The organism is Marivirga sp. (genome assembly GCF_024636815.1).
GTDB lineage: Bacteria > Bacteroidota > Bacteroidia > Cytophagales > Cyclobacteriaceae > Marivirga.
The window spans coordinates 1-18,121 of the sequence record NZ_JAGXGF010000192.1 but is presented as its reverse complement, the minus strand read 5'-3'; the positions used below and the strand labels follow the sequence as shown (position 1 = coordinate 18,121).

Below are 18,121 nucleotides of genomic sequence, written 5' to 3'. Positions count from 1 at the left end.
ATATGAAGATCAGAGTAATAAGCGTTTTTATTTTAAGCATTTTCACCATTTCTCAAGCTTTAGCGTGGGGACAAACTGGCCACAGGGCAGTAGGTGAAGTAGCATCATTCTATTTGAAAAGAAAGGTAGAGAAAAGAGTAAGCGAAATTTTAAATAGAGAATCAATAGCTGTTGCAAGTGTTTGGATGGACAATATAAAATCAGTTGACAGCTGGGATTATGCTAAACCCTGGCATTATGTTACTATTCCGGATGGGATGACATACGAAGAGGCTGAAAAAAACCCTGATGGAGATATCATTATGATGATCCAAAAAATCACCGAGGAATTAAAAGCGGGTAATCTTGATGCTAAAAGTGAGCAAGAAAAACTTAAAATGTTGATTCATTTGGTTGGCGATATTCATCAACCGTGTCATGTAGGCAATGGAGAGGATATTGGAGGAAATGCTGTGAAACTGAAATGGTTTGGTCAAAACTCTAACCTTCACCGAGTTTGGGATAGCGAAATGATTGACTCCAAAGCTTTCAGCTATACTGAATTAGCAGATGCAGTAAACATCACTACAAAAGATGAGGTAAAAGCATTACAAAGCAATACCATAGATGATTGGTATAAAGAAGCTATGGATTTAAGAAATCAGGTTTATAATTTACCAGAAGATATGTATTTAGGATATGAATACAGATATAAAAACTGGCCTACTGTACAAACCCAAATAAAAAAGGCAGGAATTCGTCTTGCTGGTCTTTTAAACGAAATATATGGGTAATTGATAATTGGAAATGGAGCTAAACTAGCTTCATTTCTCTTTTATTAACACTAAATTCCCTTCAACCTCAACCCTTACAAACCCTGCCTTTTCTACCCAATAGCCACCTTGCTCTTGTTTCAAATTTCGGGTCTTTTTAATATCATCATTTATAATCCCAATTTTAAATTCTTCGGGATACCACTTCTTAAAAATGGAATCTGGCTTTAAAATATATTTGCCGATTTCAGTAAAAAAAATCAATGGTACGGGTAGAGGCTTACTTTTAAACCTTTGAAACAAATCCATCATAATTTTATCATTACAGAATATATTAATCGCAGTACAATTTTTAAGCTCAATCCATTTCAATAATTCATCAGACAAATTATCATCAGAATAAACTAAGTCATGGTTTCCTTCAATTACAGTCACATATTCATTAATTAATAAACCATCAAATTTCGTTTGTTTTATTTCAAAGGTCTCTTTTAATATAGGATTGATGAGCAAAATTGGTGACCAACCTAATAATTCCAGTAATTCTTCCCAATTTCCATTCAATTGAAAAACCAGTACTGGAGGTTCTTGTTCGTCCCTTATAATGTGATGAGATGACATTTTTCTTCTATATTTACTTAATTCTATTAATTTAATTGATAAGGTAAAATCATTTTATAAAAATACAGTGGAAATACATTAAATTGCGGAAACAATTAAATAAAGTGAAATTTAAAAACTCATTCATACTGCTATGCTTTATTGTTATTCTTCCTTATAAATTAATAGGACAGAATCAGGCACTAATTGACAGTCTGAAAATTACACTTCAAAATTCCGGAGTCTCGGAAAAAATCGACCTTTATAATCAATTAGCATGGGAATACAGAAAATCGTTCCCGGACAGTACCATTATTTATAGCCAAAAAGCGATTGACTTAACTTCAAATAGTTCTGAGTTTAATGAGAAAGTTGTTAAGTCCTTAAATTTTAAAGGAGTAGGCTATTTTTATGAAGGACAAAATATAAAAGCCTTTGAGCATTATCAACAAGCTAAAGACTCTGCTCTAATATATGGAGACTCTCTTCAATATGGCTACTCTCTCAACAACATCGGAAGGCTTTATTTTAATCAGGGAAATTATGTATCTGCTTATAATAATTTTTTTAGAGCCTTAGAAATTTTTGAAAACATAAAGGATACTGTTTCCATGAGTTATGGTTATAAAAGCTTAGCTGAGCTTTATCAATCACAAAACAATTTAGAAAAGGCATTAGAAATGTCATTAAAAACTGCAGAAATAAGGCAGACATTTGATGACCCTTCTGGGATTATCTCTATCTACTTAGAAATAGCAGATATTTATGGTCAAATGGAAAATTATAATAACAGCTTGAAGTATTTCACTCAAGCCTACGAAGTGGCGGCCAATATAAATGATGAGGCAAACCTAGCCATTATAAAATTGTCTATTGCCAAAATGAATACCGAAAGAGGACAATTAGCAATTGCCTTAACAAATGCAAATGAAGCCCTTGAATTTGCTTCGAAAGCAAAGAATGTAAATCTAATCATTCAAGTTTATTCCCTATTGGGCAAAATCCATTATTATAGAAACGAATATAATCTTTCTAAAAATTATTTTATAAAAGTTAATGAACTCGCTACAAATAATGATATAACATTTGAGCAAGACGCATTTTTCTATCTATCACAAATACTAGAAAAACAAAATAAAATTAATCAGGCATATGAGTATTTCAAACAATATTCAGACTTAAAGGAGAAAACAGAAAATGTTAACACTGCCCGTGAGATAGAACGTTTAGAAGGGCGATTAGCTTTAGAAGCGAAAGAAATTGAGAACGAACTTTTAAAAAGAAATGAGGACACCTATAAACAGGTGATTCAAAAGCAAAAAGCATTCAATATCGCACTAACTATCATTATTGTTCTTATTATTGCTTTATTAATTGTTCTTTGGATTACTGCAGACAGAAGAAGAAAATACAATAAAATTTTACAACTAAAAAACAACAAGATTGGCGACCAGCAAAAGAAAATTGCACTGCAGAATAAAGAAATCAAAGCTCAAAACGAGGAACTCATAATCCAAAACAAAGAATTAGATCACTTGAATAATGAGAAAGATTCTTTGTTGAGCCTTGTTGCGCACGATATGAAGGCTCCTTTCCATAGAATTAAAGGATTAACTGAATTATTGAGATTATCAGGTCTAAATGAAGAGCAGAGCCAATATGTTAGTATGATAAGAAATAATGCAAAGCACGGTGCTTATTTAATTAATGATTTGTTAGACGTAAATGCTATCTATACTGAAAAAGAGGAGCTTCAAAAAGAAAAAATTGATCTTAAAAAATTATTAGAAGAAACTGCTTCCAATTTTGTCATCGAATTAACTAATAAACAAAATGAATGCAAAGTTGAATGTGAATCAGATCTTATAGTTGAAACTGATAAAAACTATATCAACAGAATTCTAGAAAATTTGGTGTCAAATGCAATCAAATTTTCAAAATTAGAGTCCGAAATTATATTAAGAGCAGGTATGAATAAAAAGAATTTCTGGATCATCGTTAAGGATTTTGGACCAGGTTTTACGGTAGAAGATCAAACGCTCTTATTTCAGAAATTCCAGAAGCTAAGTGCTAAGCCCACAGGTGGTGAAAGTTCCAATGGACTAGGATTAGCAATAGTCAAAACATTAGTTGATCGCTTAGAAGGGAAAATTAATTTAGAAACTGAAATCGGGAAATACAGTGAATTCTCACTACACTTCCCGATTCTCGAGGAATAATCAGAAACCTACTTTCCCGGATTTCCAACCATTTTTTTCCACTTCTTCGGCTGATTTTAAAACCTTATCTTTCATTTCACTTTTATAGATTTCCAACTTTTTAGCAGCATCCTTATCAAAATTAGATATGATTTGGGCAGCTAATAGTCCGGCATTTTTAGCCCCATCCAAAGCAACTGTTGCAACAGGCACTCCACCTGGCATTTGCAATATAGACAGCACAGAATCCCAGCCATCTATAGAATTACTTGATTTTACCGGTACACCTATTACTGGAAGAGTAGTAAAGGCCGCCACCATCCCAGGAAGATGGGCTGCTCCACCAGCTCCTGCAATAATAGCATGGAAGCCATTTTTCCTAGCTGATTTGCCAAATTCCATCATTCTTTCTGGAGTTCTGTGAGCTGAAACTATGGTTAATTCATAATTCACCTCTAATTCTTCAAGAACTTTTGCCGCTTCACTCATTACTTTTAGATCAGATTGGCTACCCATTATAATTGCTATTTTACCTTTACTCATGCTTTTACCTTTAATGTGGATTTAACTTGCTCAATCTTTCTTTTTAATGAAGTTAAGCTAGGATCAGTAATCGTAACATGTCCCATCTTTCTAAATGGCTTGGTCAATTTTTTGCCATATAAATGAACAGAAACACCAGGTATTTTCATCACTTCCTCCATACCTTCATATTTAGCATCTCCTGTAAAACCATCTTCCCCTAAAACATTGACCATGGCCGAACTAATTTTTGTGGAAGTATCTCCAAGTGGAAGATTTAAAATTGCTCTTAAATGCTGATCGTACTGCGAAACAAAATTCCCTTCTATACTTTGGTGCCCACTATTATGAGGTCTTGGTGCGATTTCATTGACTAGTATTTCATTATCTTTAGTCAAAAACATTTCAACAGCTAAAATCCCAACCATTTCTAATTTTTGAATGATATCTACAGCAACTTGCTTTGCTTTTTCCTCCTCTGGTCTTTCTATTATTGCAGGTGATAACAGATACTCCACTAAATTATGTTCTGGATGGAAAACCATCTCTACTACAGGGAAAGAATTCACTTCACCATTTTCATTTCGACTTACAATAACTGCTAATTCCTTTTTAAAAGGAACAAAATCTTCTAATAATGAAGGGGCATCAAACCCTTTCTTGATGTCATCTTTAGATTTAATGACTTGCACTCCCCTGCCATCATATCCTCCTTTACCTATTTTATGGACAGCAGGGAATTTATTCGAAAGCTTTTCTAAATCTGCTCTATTCTCTGTCAAGATAAATGGTGCCGTAGGGATATTATTATCTTGATAAAACTGTTTCTGAACTCTTTTATCCTGAATTATTTCAATAATTTCCGGTTGTGGATACACCTTCACTCCCTCCGATTGAAGCTTTTTCATTGCTTCAATATTAACTTTTTCAATTTCAATAGTCAAAATATCACATTGCTTACCAAAATGATAAACTGCATCGAAATCCTCCAAATCCCCAACTACAAAATCAGAAACCAATTTTGAACAAGGAGCGTTCGGATCTGCGTCCATCATCTTCAAATCAATATTGATATTGATAGCGCTCTGCAATAGCATTCTACCCAATTGACCTCCACCTAAAACACCTACTTTTAAATTTGTATTGAAACTCATAAAGCTATTTTGAATTATTAATGAGGCAAATATAATATTTATTGACTTAGAATAATTGGAATCCCCAAGATTGATAGTCATAAAAAAAGCCTTCTCATCTATGAAAAGGCTTAAGATATTGAATTAAGTAAATTCTAATTATTTATTTTTAACGTCTTTAATTTTATCAGCGTTTATTTCCACCTTTAAGATGAATAAGTCGAACTCTTCATCAATAGGTAAAAATTTATATACTAATTTCTCTCCAGTTTTTCTGGCAATATCAATCAATCCTAGTCCTGCTCCACCTTTATCTGAAAGCTTTCCATGTTTGATCTGTTGCATATACATTTTCTTCAATTCATCAGCACTTGCAGTATTAACTTCATCAATTGCAGCTCTCAAATCTTCAACTTTGTCTCTTGCAACTTTATTACTGGTAATGACATAATAAATATCTTCCTTATTACCGATAACAAACAAGCCGTTTCCAATTTGCGCATCAGTAATTTCATCAGAATGCTTATTCATATTCTGAAGAGTTTCAACCATAACATGGTAAACCCTCTTTTTTACATATCTATCTTCTTTTTTACGCTCCATATCAGATTCCGCCATGGAGGTAAACATTTTTGTGATTTCGTGATTGAACTCTCCCAAATAGACTAAAGAGATACCATTTCCTTGCATTTCAGAAAATAGACTTAGTACTGATTTGATGAAATTTACATTTAAATCCATCTTGTTTTCATTTATGTTATCTATCATCAATAATTAGATTTTTTTATTTATATAAAAGCCAATTCTAATATTCCCCAAATTAGTGGATTTTTTTTGAAAAATCAGTCAATTGCTAAATCAATTGTTTTTATTAGGTCGCTGCTTTACTTTTAATTTTCAATATCAAAAGTATGCTTAAACCTTTAAATAAATTTGGGCTATTCGCTTTACTAATAATTTTAATAAAAGTAAAGTCCTCCTTACGTACTTATAGTATTAACTTATTTTATCCCAAATTTACTTAAATTGAATGATTACTATAAATAATAGAAATAAAAATATATGGAAAAATCTATGCTTTTTATCGGAATTTGCCCTCCTCATCCAATTGAAGAAGAGATTCATGGGATAAAAGAGGAGTTTCGTCAAAAATATGGTATTCAAGGCGCATTTCGGTCAAAAGCACATATTACACTACAAATGCCATTCAATTTATCGACTAATAGAGAAGAAGAATTTATTGATGAATTGAAAAAACACTTATTGAAACAGAAACAATTTAAAATAGAATTAAATGATTTTGGAAAATTTGAGCCACGTGTGATATTTCTTAAGGTAAATGAAAATAATGAACTGAATTTATTACAGAAATCTATTGAGCGGTTTATGAAACGCTTTCAAATTTTTAATAGCACTCATAAAAATAATGGTTTTACTCCTCATATAACCATCGCCTTTCGTGATTTGAAAAAACCTATTTTTCATAAAATATGGGATGAAGTTAAAAACAGAGAATTTGAAGAAACTTTTTTGGCTGAATCAATAAGTATTTTCAAACATAATGGAAAATCATGGGATATTTTTAAAGAAATTAAATTAGATAGCACGTAAAATTGGACAATTAATCCTGCTTCCTTACTTTAGTACTAAACTAAAACCTTACTTAAGCAATGAAGCAAAAAATAAGAATTTGGCTTCGTAATTTTTTCGGCTTTTCGAGAACTGAAACCAACGGTTTTATTATTCTAGTAATATTAATGGCAGCTATTCTCTCGATCCCTTTTTTGTCTAAAAAGATATATTCTTTTTATGAACAACCTCTACAATCTCAAAATGAAAAAATCCATCTTAATTCATTACTTTCTGAGTTAGAAAAAAGTATTGTAATCGAAAAAAAAATAAAAGAAGAAAAAAGATTTCAGACTTTCGACCTAAACAAATCAAATTCAAAGCATTTAATTAACTCAGGCTTTCCGGAATATCTTGCTGAAAGAATCGTGAAATACAGAGAAAAAGTTAAGCCTTTTGAGTCTAAAGAAGAGCTCCTCCTAATTTATGGTATTGATAGTGTATTCTTCCAAAAAATCTATCCTTACATCAAAGTAAGTAAGTTACCTAAGAAGCCTGATACTAAATTGACAGCCAAATGGAGTGAACCTGAGGGAAATAAAGAGAAGAAAAATACTCAAAAAGAAATCAATAAAGTAAAGCTAATTAACTTTGACATCAATAAAGTCGACAGTTTACAGTTACAAAAAGTTTACGGAATTGGTCCTGCCTATTCAAAAAGAATTATCAAATACAGAGAATATTTAGGAGGATTTCACTCACTTCAACAACTTAAAGAGGTCTATGGGCTGAAGAAAGAAAATATAGATTCTCTAGAAAAATACGTTTTTGTTGGAAAGAATTTAAACTTAAGACAACTTAAAGTTAATCACCTTAATGCGGACAGTTTAGTGCAACATCCGTATATTTCCTACAAAGAAGCTGACTTAATAGTCAATTATAGAAAACAACATGGAGAATTTAAATCCGTTTCCGATTTATTAGCTATCAAAGTATTAGATAGCAACTGGGTTAAACAAGTAAATCCTTATATCTCTTTTGATTAAGCACCATATAAAGATTTACTATTAAGTAATAATTTCTTAAATTGATTTCTTGCTAATTATTTTTTCATGCACGACATACTAAGGCACTATTTAAAACGGCTCACAAATCTATCTGGAAGCAATCGATCCCTATTGCTTCTTCGTTTGATTTCTGACCAAACTTTAGATTTGCATGATTTTGATTTCCTTTTGAACAAAAGTTCCTTTTCCCTTATTGAGGATTTAATAGCTCGAAAGAAGAAAATCCCATTGGCAGCAATTTCAGATTCTCGGCTCGAGCAAAACAATATCATGAGCCAGAAATTGAAGAAATTAAAAAGAATAGAAAAGTTTATTTATGATGAAAGAGGTGCAAAAGACCTTTATGTTGGATGGCCTTTTGTTAGAGGAAAATTCCATGGTGGAACTTCTGTTCGTTGTCCTCTGATATTTTTCCCTATTGAAATAAAAGAAGTAAATGACCAATGGGTAATGGGATTAAGAGAAGATGTTAATATAACCTTTAACAAGTCTTTCCTGCTAGCTTATGCCCACTTTCATGGAATTAAAATTAGTGATGAATTAATAGAAAAAGTATTTGAGATTTATGACCCTGACAGTCGGGTTTTTCGAACTGACCTTTATCAAATCTTCAAAGAAAGCCCTATTGAAATAAATTTCAATCAGGATACATTTTTAGATGTTTTACGCTCATTTAAAAATTTTAAAAAACCAGATTTCGAGGAAAATGAAAAAGAAGGTGAATTAAAACTTTTTCCTGAAGCAGTTTTGGGGATTTTCCCACAAAGTGGCTCTTATTTAGTTCCTGACTACTCGTATTTACTTGAAAAAGAGCAAGAAGTACAAGATATAGAAGAGTTCTTTTTAAGTAGAAATCCTGATAAACAAACGGAAGATCCAACAGATTATAAGCAACGATATCGCTTCATTGAAAGCGTTAAAGAGGAAGAAACCTTTACCGTTTTCCCGATGGATGCCTACCAAGAAAATGCATTGAAAGCTGTAAAAAAAGGGAACTCATTGGTGGTTCAAGGCCCTCCGGGAACAGGGAAATCTCAACTCATCAGCAATTTGGTAACGGATTTCATTGCAAGAGGAAAAAAAGTTCTGGTAGTATGTCAAAAAAGAGCTGCATTAGATGTCATTTATGACAGAATGAAGTCAATTGACATGCAGCCTTTTATGGCATTGGTTCATGACTTTAAAAATGATCGGAAAGCTATATTTGAACAAATTCAAAGCCAAATTGAAAGACTTGAAGAATATGAAGCTAAAAATAATGGATTAGATTCAGTTCAAATTCAAAGAGAATTTCTTAAATCAAGCCGAATTATAGATCAAATAGTAGAAGAAAAAGAAGAGTACAGATTAGCCCTTTTTGATGAATCAGAATGTGGCCTTTCAGCAAAGGAATTGTACTTAAATTGTGACTTCAATAAATTAAAAGTAAATTTAAAACAAATCCATAGGCATTTTCAGAAAAAAGAAATCGAAGAATTTGCCGATAAATTGGTCCACTTTCAAACTTATGTGGACGACTTCAGCAAGGATGACTTTATTTGGCAAGATAGAGTCAATTTTAAGGATTTCGGGTTGGATGACAAAACAGAAATTGTCACTCTTTTAGAAAAAATACCTATCTATTTTCAGGAAACAGCTAAAAAATCAAAAGATCTTGTGGGTTCATCCATGTCTTTAAAGGAATTTGAAGATGTGATAGAACATAAAGAGAAATTAAATGCTTTAGATGAGCTATTAAGTGTTACCTCCTATGAGTATTTGGTGTATATGTACGATCACACAGATGAAAACACAAATGCTTTATGGCTAAGCAATGTGCAAAGAGTGATTAATGATTGTTTCAAAGATGGTGGAATAGAAAGCAGTTTACCCTCGAAAGATTTAGGCTCACTACAAAATATCATCCAACTAAGAAGGCAATCTCGAAAAAGACCTACTAAATGGATTCACTGGATTCTTTTTTCTAAAGAAAAATACTTTTTGAAAAAGGTTTTAGTGGCTAATAATTTAACTGTTAATGGTGCGGGTGTAAAAGAGCTTGAAAAAAGACTGGATAACCGTCTAAATTTTGAGCATAATATGACCAAACTCAAAAAACAGACATGGCTAAAAGATATTCCTGAAACAAAAGATCAAATTAAGCTAAATCATTGGTTTCAAGAGCAAACCAATGCCATAAAAGCTAAAGAAATTATTGGCTCTTTGACAAATTTCAAGGCATTCTCCTTAATAGAGGGCAAATCACTTAATGAATTTTTATCTAAAATTCAGGCTATTATCAAACTCTCTGAAGACACCATCAAAGTGAAGGATAAATGGAAAAAATATCTTACTAGAACGCAAATAGACCAATTAGAACAAGAGAGACTACCTCCTAGTTATATTAAAACCTTTCAAAGATACTTTGATGAATTAGTTCAATTCGACCAGCTTTATGATGGTATGGAACACTTCGAACAGGAAGTGGTAAAACTTCTGAATGAAAGTGATATTACCATCTCCCATGAAAATATCAAACCTATTTTTCTTAATAGTATTTACCTGGAGTGGCTGGGCCATATAGAAACAAAGTATCCTATTTTAAGGGAAGTATCCACTCGAAAGTTCGATAAGCAAACCGATGAACTTCAATATTATATTGAAGAAAAATTAAAACTTAGCGCGGAAATATTAAATCTTAAAGTAAGAGAAAGAACCTTTACCAATGTAGAATACAACCGTCTGAACAACAGGGTTTCTTATAGAGACTTAAGCCATCAAGTCACTAAAAAACGTCAAATATGGCCGATTAGAAAAGTAATTCAAGAATTTCAAGATGAGTTATTTGATCTGATCCCTTGCTGGATGGCTAGTCCTGAATCAGTTTCTGCCATTTTTCCAATGGAAGATATTTTTGATTTGGTCATTTTTGATGAGGCTTCTCAATGCTTTGTGGAAAAAGGAATACCTGCCATGTACAGAGGGAAGCAAGTTGTGGTGGCTGGTGATGATAAACAACTAAGTCCTAATGATCTTTATAAAGTTAGATGGGAGGAAGAGGAAGTCGACCATCCTGATTTAGAAATAGATTCATTATTAGATTTAGCCAATAAATATGTGATGAACCTTCACTTAGCCGGACATTACAGGAGTAAATCCCTTGATTTGATAGAATTTTCAAATCATCACTTCTATAAAGATCGCTTAAGACTATTACCTGATTTTAATTATATTAATAATGCAGAACCTGGCATTGATTATATAAAAGTAGATGGTATTTGGGAGCATAACTCTAATGAAATTGAGGCCCTTAATGTAGTGGATCTCATCAAAGAATTTCTAAAAAATGAACCTAAAAAAGAAATTGGAGTAGTCACTTTCAACGCACCACAACAAGGGCTAATTTGGGACATTTTAGAAGATCAAATTGCCAAAGGAAATCTAACTCTTCCTGATAAATTTTTCGTAAAAAATATAGAAAATGTTCAGGGTGATGAGAAGGATATCATCATATTTAGTACAGGATATGCTCCAGATAAATCAGGTAAGCTAAGAATGCAATTTGGAACCATCAATGCCCCAAAAGGAGAAAATAGGTTAAATGTGGCGATTACAAGAGCTAGAGAAAAGGTGGTCATTGTGAGCAGCCTCTATCCAGATCAGCTAAAAGTCGATGATGCTAAAAATAACGGCCCTAAGCTATTGAAATCATATCTACAATATGCATTAGATGTATCAAAAGGAAATTTCAAACCAAAACCAAAGGCTAATAATAGTTTTCAAAGCAGTTGGTTCCTAAAAACGAAAGTAAAAGAAGAGTTAGAAAAAACTGTACAAAACATCAAAGCTGAGGAAGAGTTACCTTTTGCGGATTTAAGCTTTAAGGACAGCGCACAATATAAAGGCTTACTACTTTCAGACGATAATTTGTTCTATGACAATCCATCCGTGAAAGATATTTTTGCCTATACTCCTTTCCTATTATCCAAAATGAATTGGCCTTACACTCAAATCAAAAGCCGAAACTTCTGGAATGATAAGGAAGAGTTGATGGAGAGAGTAGTGCAGTTTGTGAAGAGAAATTAATTCAAATATTGATGAATGCCATTTTTAGCTTCTTTTATGAGGATAATTTTGTTATCCTTTACCTCATAGAGCATGGGATAAATACCGATTTCAAGTGTTGAACTTACTTCATTTTTTTCATCAAGTATTATGTTATCTGCTTTCTCTAAATCTATCGATTGATTCAACTCAATTTTAACTGCTCTTAGTTCTGCTATTTTTGTTATGACAAAAAGTGTTTTAGGATAATTAGCATAGCTTTCTAATAATCCCAAAGCTTCCCTTGAACAACCAATACAACCTTGATGAGGTATAAAAACAACCCTTTCATAGTTTTTGATTTTTTGTTTAATTAAATCTGGTACTTTAGCTTTTTCTGAACAAGAGACAGTAAAAAACACTAAACAAATAACAACTACTAAATCAAACTTTCTCATTATCATCAAATTGGAAACAATCAAATACTAACTCATCTTCATTTTCAGGAATTCTTGCCATATACAAACCTTCTTTTGTTATGAATACCATAAAATGATAATATTTTAAATGCGGAAATTCGATTTCGCTTTTCAACTGAAAATCTGAGTCTAAAACCATTAAGGAAAATGGTTTTAAGTTCTTCTCATCGTAATCTGGACTATCTATATATCTTTCAGGAACTCTTTGTTCCACAATTCTGTAATATTCGTTTTTATATTTATTGTAAAAAATATCGCTATATTGTGGATTGGTAGTAAATATTGCATGTCTCTTATTAAAATCTCTTGGCACTTCATCTACTGGTTCTGGTTTAATATTATATTTACTTGGAACAGAAACAAGTTCCATATCATTAAAATCTCCAACAGATAAATCCGCGATGGGTGGCCAACTAATTACAAATTTCTTTTGCTCTGAATTATAAGTATAAAATTTATCGGATAAATTCGGCCCCCAAAGTTTCCCTTTAATTGCTTCAGGATAAGAAACTGAATAGGCGATTTCTTCTGTTTTTAAATTTAATCTCGTCATTAAATCATTTGCCTCATAAAATGATATGGAATTATAATCTCTGTAAGGAGTGCTAACCATATACGCATAAGGCCAATCAATAACAATAGGCTGCCATGTTGTTGCCTTGGGCTTAGGTGCATTTTCTCTATTTAAATCATACTTTTTAATTACATTGCCAGAGAAATCTAGCTCATAAAATTTGAATTGTTTAGAATTTAATACATAAAGCTTCTGATTATAAATTCTAAACATTCTAACTTTACCTACACCATTAGGCCCACTTTCTTCTAACTTAACTTTTTTTTCTAATTTAGTTGTCTCCAAATCATAGAAGTTAATCTCATTCATGGAAGCATTCATCATGGCCACTTGATTCCTTGTTTCCAGATACTGAATATTTGGAGATTTAATGGGTGTGGTAGGGTCGAGATTAATCTTATATGAATCCACTATATATGAGGAAACTGAAGAATCAAATATTATACTATTTTTACCAGTACTTTTTTCTTTAGTTTGGTTTTGACAACCATATATGAAAAGTAAAAAAACTAAAACTACAAGAGGTGATAATTTCATTTAAAAGGATAAATTTTGAATTTAAAGACAAAGAAGCTACATAAAGTGTAGCTTCTTCACTAAAATAGAATTATTTTATTTCACAAGGCTCATTAGTCATAACAATCACATTTCTGCAATCACATGCTTCACCCTCACATGACTGATTACCACGCCCATCTTCACAAAGGGTTCCAGTTGGTTCTGCAGTTTGAGCATTCAAATTAAACGTAGACAATCCTGCCATAAAAAGGATTGTCATGACTAATGTTAAGGTTTTCTTTTTCATAAAAATAATAATTTATTGTTAAAAATAATTTAGTTGATTCAAACATAGACATATGTATTAAAAAAAAAGGATTTGATTAATTATTTTTAAAATAATTATAAAAACTTACATTGGGTCTTTATTTACCATAGTTAAAATGAATTGGCCTTACATTCAAATAAAAAGTCGAAACTTTTGGAATGATAAGGAAGAACTGATGGAAAGAGTGGTGCAATTTGTAAAAAGGAATGATTGATATACCAATTATCAACAACTTCCGATAATTTTGCAAAATACTAATTTTTTTATGCGTAAAAATCATACCCTACCCGTAGAAGAAAACTGCAGATTATGCGATACCTTAAGCCCAATATTTTACACCTCTAAAAAGAAGCGGTTTTTTCAGTGCCCAAATTGCAAAGGAGTTTTTGCCTCTCAACATTTTCTTCCTAATGATGAAACCGAGATTAATAGATATCAAGCACATAATAATGATGTGACAGATCCTCGATATAGAGAATTTGTCAGCCCAATCACTTCGAGTATATTTAAGGATTTCAAGTCAACAGACAAAGGTTTGGATTTTGGTTCTGGCACAGGCCCTGTTATCACAACTGTATTAAGAGAAAATAATTACGATGTTGAAACCTATGATCCTTATTTTGATAATCGACCAGAGGTTCTGACTCATCAATATCAATACATTGCTAGTTGCGAAGTAATAGAGCATTTCCATGATCCATTTAAGGAATTTAAAAATCTTAAGAGTTTACTACTCCCAAATGGGAAACTATATTTAATGACAGATCCATTTAGAAAAGATATAGATTTTCAGAATTGGTATTATAAAAATGATCCCACTCATGTTTTCTTATACCATAATGACAGTTTTCAATGGATAAAAGAGCATCTTGGATTCGAGAAATTAGAAATAAAAAAAAGGCTTATCATTTATTCAGTATAGCATTTATCTGATTTTTAAATACTTATGTTTGAATTCATGAATATTTATTGTATATTATACAACACTAAACTATTTTCAATCATGGTTAAAAGCTATCAAGGATCATTCATCAAAAAAGAAGATAAACAAGAAGAGCCAAAAAGCATTTCCGTTTCAGACTATATGGCTACAAAACTCATTACTTTTAATGAACATCAAACCATTTATGAAGCCATGGATACATTAATGACAAAGAAAATTTCTGGTGGTCCTGTAGTAGATGAAAATGGAAATTTAATTGGCGTAATTTCAGAGGGAGATTGCCTAAAGGAAATAGTCAAAGGAAAATATAACAATTCACCTAAGCTTCCTGGCTTAGTAAAAGATTATATGGCTACAAATATTATACATATTGAACCTGAGACCAATATTTTTGAAGCAGCTAATATGTTTTTAAGAATGCGTTTCAGAAGATTCCCTGTTTTAAAGGAAGGAAAACTTATTGGTCAGATAAGTCAGCGAGATATCATGCGAGCTGTTAGAGATAGCCAAGAAGTTAATTGGAAGCATTAATTAGAGCCTAAATTGGTAATTGCACAAGTACATTTAATTACTGGATATTCGGCAACAAACAATGTTGAAATTTAATTTTTGACCAATAAAAAAAGCCGAAAAACTAATTTTTCGGCCTTCTATTTTGTAAAGTTCATTAATGAATTACTCAGCTGCTAAAGCTTCTGCTCCAGCTGTAATTTCTAATATTTCTGTTGTAATTGCTGCTTGACGAGTTCTGTTGTAAGTCAATCTCAATTCTTTCAATAAGTCACCAGCATTCTCCGTAGCTTTATCCATAGCCGTCATTCTAGCTCCATGCTCTGAGGCATTTGAGTCTAAAAGTGCTTTGAATAATTGCGTTTTCAATGAAGTCGGGATTAATTCCTTCTCGATATAATCTCTTGATGGTTCAAAAGAATAGCCATGATCAATACTTTTACCTTCTGTGTCATCTGCCTTAGCTATCGGAAGGAATTGTTCTTGATTTAAAACTTGAGTTGCAGCATTTTTGAACTCATTGTAAATGATTTCAACTTTATCGTAAGTACCTTTCTCAAATTCATCCATCACAAACTGAGCTGCTTCGCTTACATCTTCATAGTTTAATCGAGTAAACAAATCAATGTAATCAGCATTATTATGAAGCTTATTTCTTTTTAAATAATCAGCTGCCTTTTTACCAATTGTCATGAAATGTAAGTTACCATTCTCAGCAACTGATTTGTATTCACCTGCAATTAAGCTTGTAACTCTACGTGTCACCATACTGTTAAAAGCACCGCAAAGTCCTTTATCAGAGGTGACAAGAATCAATAAAATCTTTTCAACTGGTCTTTCCTTAGCATAAGGATTATTCATTTCCTCACCACTACCACTTACATTTTGTAAAATAGCGGATAATTTTTGGGAATAAGGACGCATCATGGTGATTCTGTCCTGAGCACGCTTCAACTTCGCAGCCGCCACCATTTTCATGGCTTTGGTAATTTGTTGAGTTGAAACAACTGAACTAATCCTATTTTTTACTTCCTTCAAATTTGCCATACAGCCTTGTATCTATTTAGACCTTTAATTAAAAAGGAAAAATGTTAATCTTAAAATGTAGAAAGGAGCTTATAAAAAGCTCCTCTAAATATTAGTATTTAGAGGATAAATCGTCAGCTACTTTTTTCACAACTGCGATTAAATCATCATTAATTTTACCTGCTTTGAATGCATCAAGAGTTTCTCTTTCTTGATTCTCCATCATCATAGAAAATTCTTTCTCAAAAGCACGAACTTTATCAACTGGAACTTTATCTAAAAATCCTTTAGTTGAAGCAATAATGATAGCAACTTGCTGCTCTACAGAAACTGGAGAGTACTGCCCTTGCTTCAAGATTTCTTGGTTACGCTTACCTCTTTCAATGATCTTTTTAGTAGCAGGATCCAAATCAGAACCAAATTTAGAGAAAGCCTCTAATTCACGGAACTGTGCTTGATCCAATTTCAACGTACCAGATACCTTCTTCATTGATTTAATCTGAGCATTACCACCTACACGAGATACGGAAATACCTACGTTAATAGCTGGTCTGATACCTGCGTTAAACAAGTTAGTTTCCAAGAAAATCTGTCCATCCGTAATTGAAATTACGTTAGTTGGAATATAAGCTGAAACGTCACCTGCTTGTGTCTCAATAATTGGAAGTGCTGTTAATGAACCACCACCTTTTACTTTACCTTTCAATGAAGGCGGCAAGTCATTCATGTCTTTTGCAATAGTATCGTCATTGATTACTTTTGCTGCTCTCTCCAATAAACGAGAGTGTAAGTAGAATACATCACCAGGATATGCTTCACGTCCTGGAGGTCTTCTTAATAATAATGAAACCTCACGATAAGCAACTGCTTGTTTTGATAAATCATCATAAACAACCAATGCAGGACGACCTGTATCTCTGAAGAATTCTCCGATAGCAGCACCTGCGAAAGGAGCAAAGAACTGCAAAGGAGCTGGATCAGCTGCAGATGCAGAAACAATAGTGGTGTAGGCCATCGCACCAGCTTTCTCCAATTCAGCAACAATCATTGCTACAGTAGAAGCTTTTTGTCCAATAGCTACATATATACAATAAACTGGCTCGCCAGCATCATAAAATTCTTTTTGGTTGATAATGGCATCAATTGCCACAGCAGTTTTACCTGTCTGACGGTCACCAATAATCAACTCACGCTGACCCCTTCCAACAGGAATCATCGCATCAATAGATTTAATACCTGTTTGTAAAGGCTCACTTACAGGCTCACGGAAAATCACACCAGGTGCTTTACGCTCCAAAGGCATTTCAAAAAGCTCGCCTTCGATAGGCCCTTTTCCATCAATTGGTTGACCTAAAGTATCCACAACTCTACCTGCGATACCATCACCCACTTTAATGGAAGCAATTTTTCCTGTTCTTTTTACAGCATCCCCTTCTTTAATTCCTTGGGAACTACCGAACAATACAGCTCCAACATTATCCTCTTCCAAGTTTAATACCAATGCTTGTAAGCCGTTTTCAAATTCTAACAACTCACCTGATTGGGCTTGTGTTAAGCCGTAAATACGTGCCACACCATCACCAACTTGAAGGACGGTACCAACTTCTTCTAATTCAGCTTCTGTTTTGAAGCCCGAAAGTTGTTCTCTTAATATTGCTGAAACCTCGTCTGGTCTAACCTCTGCCATTATTCTGTTATTATAGGTTAATTAATTTTTTAAATCTGCTTGATATATTGATTCTGGGTTAACTCCCGTCTTAAATCATTTAATTTGCTTTGAATAGTTTCATCAATTTGCTTGTCACCCACACGGATTAAAAAGCCACCAATCAAAGCCTCATCAACTTTTTCGTTTAATTCAACTTCCTTACCGGAAATCTCTTTTACAATTTTGATCAC

The 18,121-nt window shown here is 32.7% G+C and carries 17 protein-coding genes; 7 read left to right on the top strand and 10 right to left on the bottom strand.

Translation table 11 applies throughout. The features are described from left to right. The first annotated feature begins 2 nt into the window (after nt 1-2). On the top strand, nt 3-773 hold the full coding sequence (locus Q0L29_RS13935; protein WP_296622619.1) for a S1/P1 nuclease: 771 nt from the start codon (nt 3-5) through the stop codon (nt 771-773). 30 nt (nt 774-803) lie between these two features. Here the strand turns inward: Q0L29_RS13935 and Q0L29_RS13930 are convergent, their stop codons facing one another. After that, a complete protein-coding gene (locus Q0L29_RS13930; RefSeq protein ID WP_296622617.1) occupies nt 804-1,373 on the bottom strand; it encodes a hypothetical protein in 570 nt (189 codons plus the stop codon). Nucleotides 1,374-1,477: 104 nt separating this feature from the next. Between Q0L29_RS13930 and Q0L29_RS13925 the strand changes: the two genes are divergently transcribed. Continuing rightward, nucleotides 1,478-3,571: a tetratricopeptide repeat-containing sensor histidine kinase gene (locus Q0L29_RS13925; protein ID WP_296622615.1), complete on the top strand. Its 2,094-nt coding sequence runs from the start codon at nt 1,478-1,480 to the stop codon at nt 3,569-3,571. Here Q0L29_RS13925 and purE read toward each other — a convergent pair whose 3' ends face one another. The 3 genes from purE to Q0L29_RS13910 form a co-directional block, all read right to left on the bottom strand. Beyond that, nucleotides 3,572-4,093, bottom strand: coding sequence for a 5-(carboxyamino)imidazole ribonucleotide mutase (gene purE / locus Q0L29_RS13920; protein WP_296622613.1), 522 nt, complete (start codon nt 4,091-4,093; stop codon nt 3,572-3,574). Continuing rightward, the gene (locus Q0L29_RS13915) at nt 4,090-5,226 is read right to left on the bottom strand and encodes a 5-(carboxyamino)imidazole ribonucleotide synthase (protein ID WP_296622612.1); all 1,137 of its coding nucleotides are present in this window, start codon (nt 5,224-5,226) and stop codon (nt 4,090-4,092) included. Before Q0L29_RS13915 ends, purE begins: the two co-directional genes overlap by 4 nt. A 138-nt stretch (nt 5,227-5,364) precedes the next feature. Next, on the bottom strand, nt 5,365-5,973 hold the full coding sequence (locus Q0L29_RS13910; RefSeq protein WP_296622610.1) for a SiaB family protein kinase: 609 nt from the start codon (nt 5,971-5,973) through the stop codon (nt 5,365-5,367). A gap of 294 nt (nt 5,974-6,267) precedes the next feature. Here Q0L29_RS13910 and thpR point away from each other — a divergent pair, with 294 nt between their 5' ends. From thpR to Q0L29_RS13895, 3 genes are all read left to right on the top strand, one after another. Beyond that, nucleotides 6,268-6,816, top strand: a complete 549-nt coding sequence (thpR, locus tag Q0L29_RS13905) for an RNA 2',3'-cyclic phosphodiesterase (RefSeq protein WP_296622608.1) — start codon at nt 6,268-6,270, stop codon at nt 6,814-6,816. A 59-nt stretch (nt 6,817-6,875) separates the two neighbouring features. Continuing rightward, nucleotides 6,876-7,820, top strand: a complete 945-nt coding sequence (locus Q0L29_RS13900; protein ID WP_296622607.1) for a helix-hairpin-helix domain-containing protein — start codon at nt 6,876-6,878, stop codon at nt 7,818-7,820. Between the two features lie 66 nt (nt 7,821-7,886). Then, nucleotides 7,887-11,906, top strand: a complete 4,020-nt coding sequence (locus Q0L29_RS13895) for an AAA domain-containing protein (protein ID WP_296622605.1) — start codon at nt 7,887-7,889, stop codon at nt 11,904-11,906. Here Q0L29_RS13895 and Q0L29_RS13890 read toward each other — a convergent pair. From Q0L29_RS13890 to Q0L29_RS13880, 3 genes are all read right to left on the bottom strand, one after another. Continuing rightward, entirely contained in the window at nt 11,903-12,322 is a 420-nt protein-coding gene (locus Q0L29_RS13890) for a hypothetical protein (RefSeq protein ID WP_296622603.1), read from the bottom strand. The two genes, Q0L29_RS13895 and Q0L29_RS13890, sit on opposite strands and share 4 nt — an antisense overlap. Next, on the bottom strand, nt 12,309-13,454 hold the full coding sequence (locus Q0L29_RS13885; protein ID WP_296622601.1) for a DUF4221 family protein: 1,146 nt from the start codon (nt 13,452-13,454) through the stop codon (nt 12,309-12,311). Before Q0L29_RS13885 ends, Q0L29_RS13890 begins: the two co-directional genes overlap by 14 nt. Before the next feature lie 70 nt (nt 13,455-13,524). Further along, nucleotides 13,525-13,722 carry a hypothetical protein gene (locus Q0L29_RS13880; protein ID WP_296622600.1) on the bottom strand — a complete coding sequence of 66 codons (198 nt, stop codon included), beginning with the start codon at nt 13,720-13,722 and terminating at the stop codon, nt 13,525-13,527. 286 nt (nt 13,723-14,008) lie between these two features. Here Q0L29_RS13880 and Q0L29_RS13875 point away from each other — a divergent pair, with 286 nt between their 5' ends. Together Q0L29_RS13875 and Q0L29_RS13870 are read left to right on the top strand one after the other, a co-directional pair. Next, nucleotides 14,009-14,665, top strand: coding sequence for a class I SAM-dependent methyltransferase (locus tag Q0L29_RS13875; RefSeq protein ID WP_296622598.1), 657 nt, complete (start codon nt 14,009-14,011; stop codon nt 14,663-14,665). An 81-nt stretch (nt 14,666-14,746) separates the two neighbouring features. Next, complete coding sequence (locus Q0L29_RS13870; RefSeq protein WP_296622596.1) at nt 14,747-15,217, top strand: CBS domain-containing protein; 471 nt, start codon at nt 14,747-14,749, stop codon at nt 15,215-15,217. Nucleotides 15,218-15,361: 144 nt separating this feature from the next. Here the strand turns inward: Q0L29_RS13870 and atpG are convergent, their stop codons facing one another. The 3 genes from atpG to Q0L29_RS13855 all read right to left on the bottom strand — a co-directional run. Continuing rightward, nucleotides 15,362-16,243, bottom strand: a complete 882-nt coding sequence (atpG, locus tag Q0L29_RS13865) for an ATP synthase F1 subunit gamma (RefSeq protein WP_296622594.1) — start codon at nt 16,241-16,243, stop codon at nt 15,362-15,364. A 91-nt stretch (nt 16,244-16,334) separates the two neighbouring features. Then, nucleotides 16,335-17,909 (bottom strand): F0F1 ATP synthase subunit alpha, encoded by a 1,575-nt coding sequence (gene atpA / locus Q0L29_RS13860; RefSeq protein ID WP_296622592.1) that lies wholly within the window; start codon nt 17,907-17,909, stop codon nt 16,335-16,337. Between the two features lie 29 nt (nt 17,910-17,938). Then, the coding region (locus Q0L29_RS13855; RefSeq protein WP_296622590.1) for a F0F1 ATP synthase subunit delta at nt 17,939-18,121 on the bottom strand (183 nt) is incomplete at its 5' end.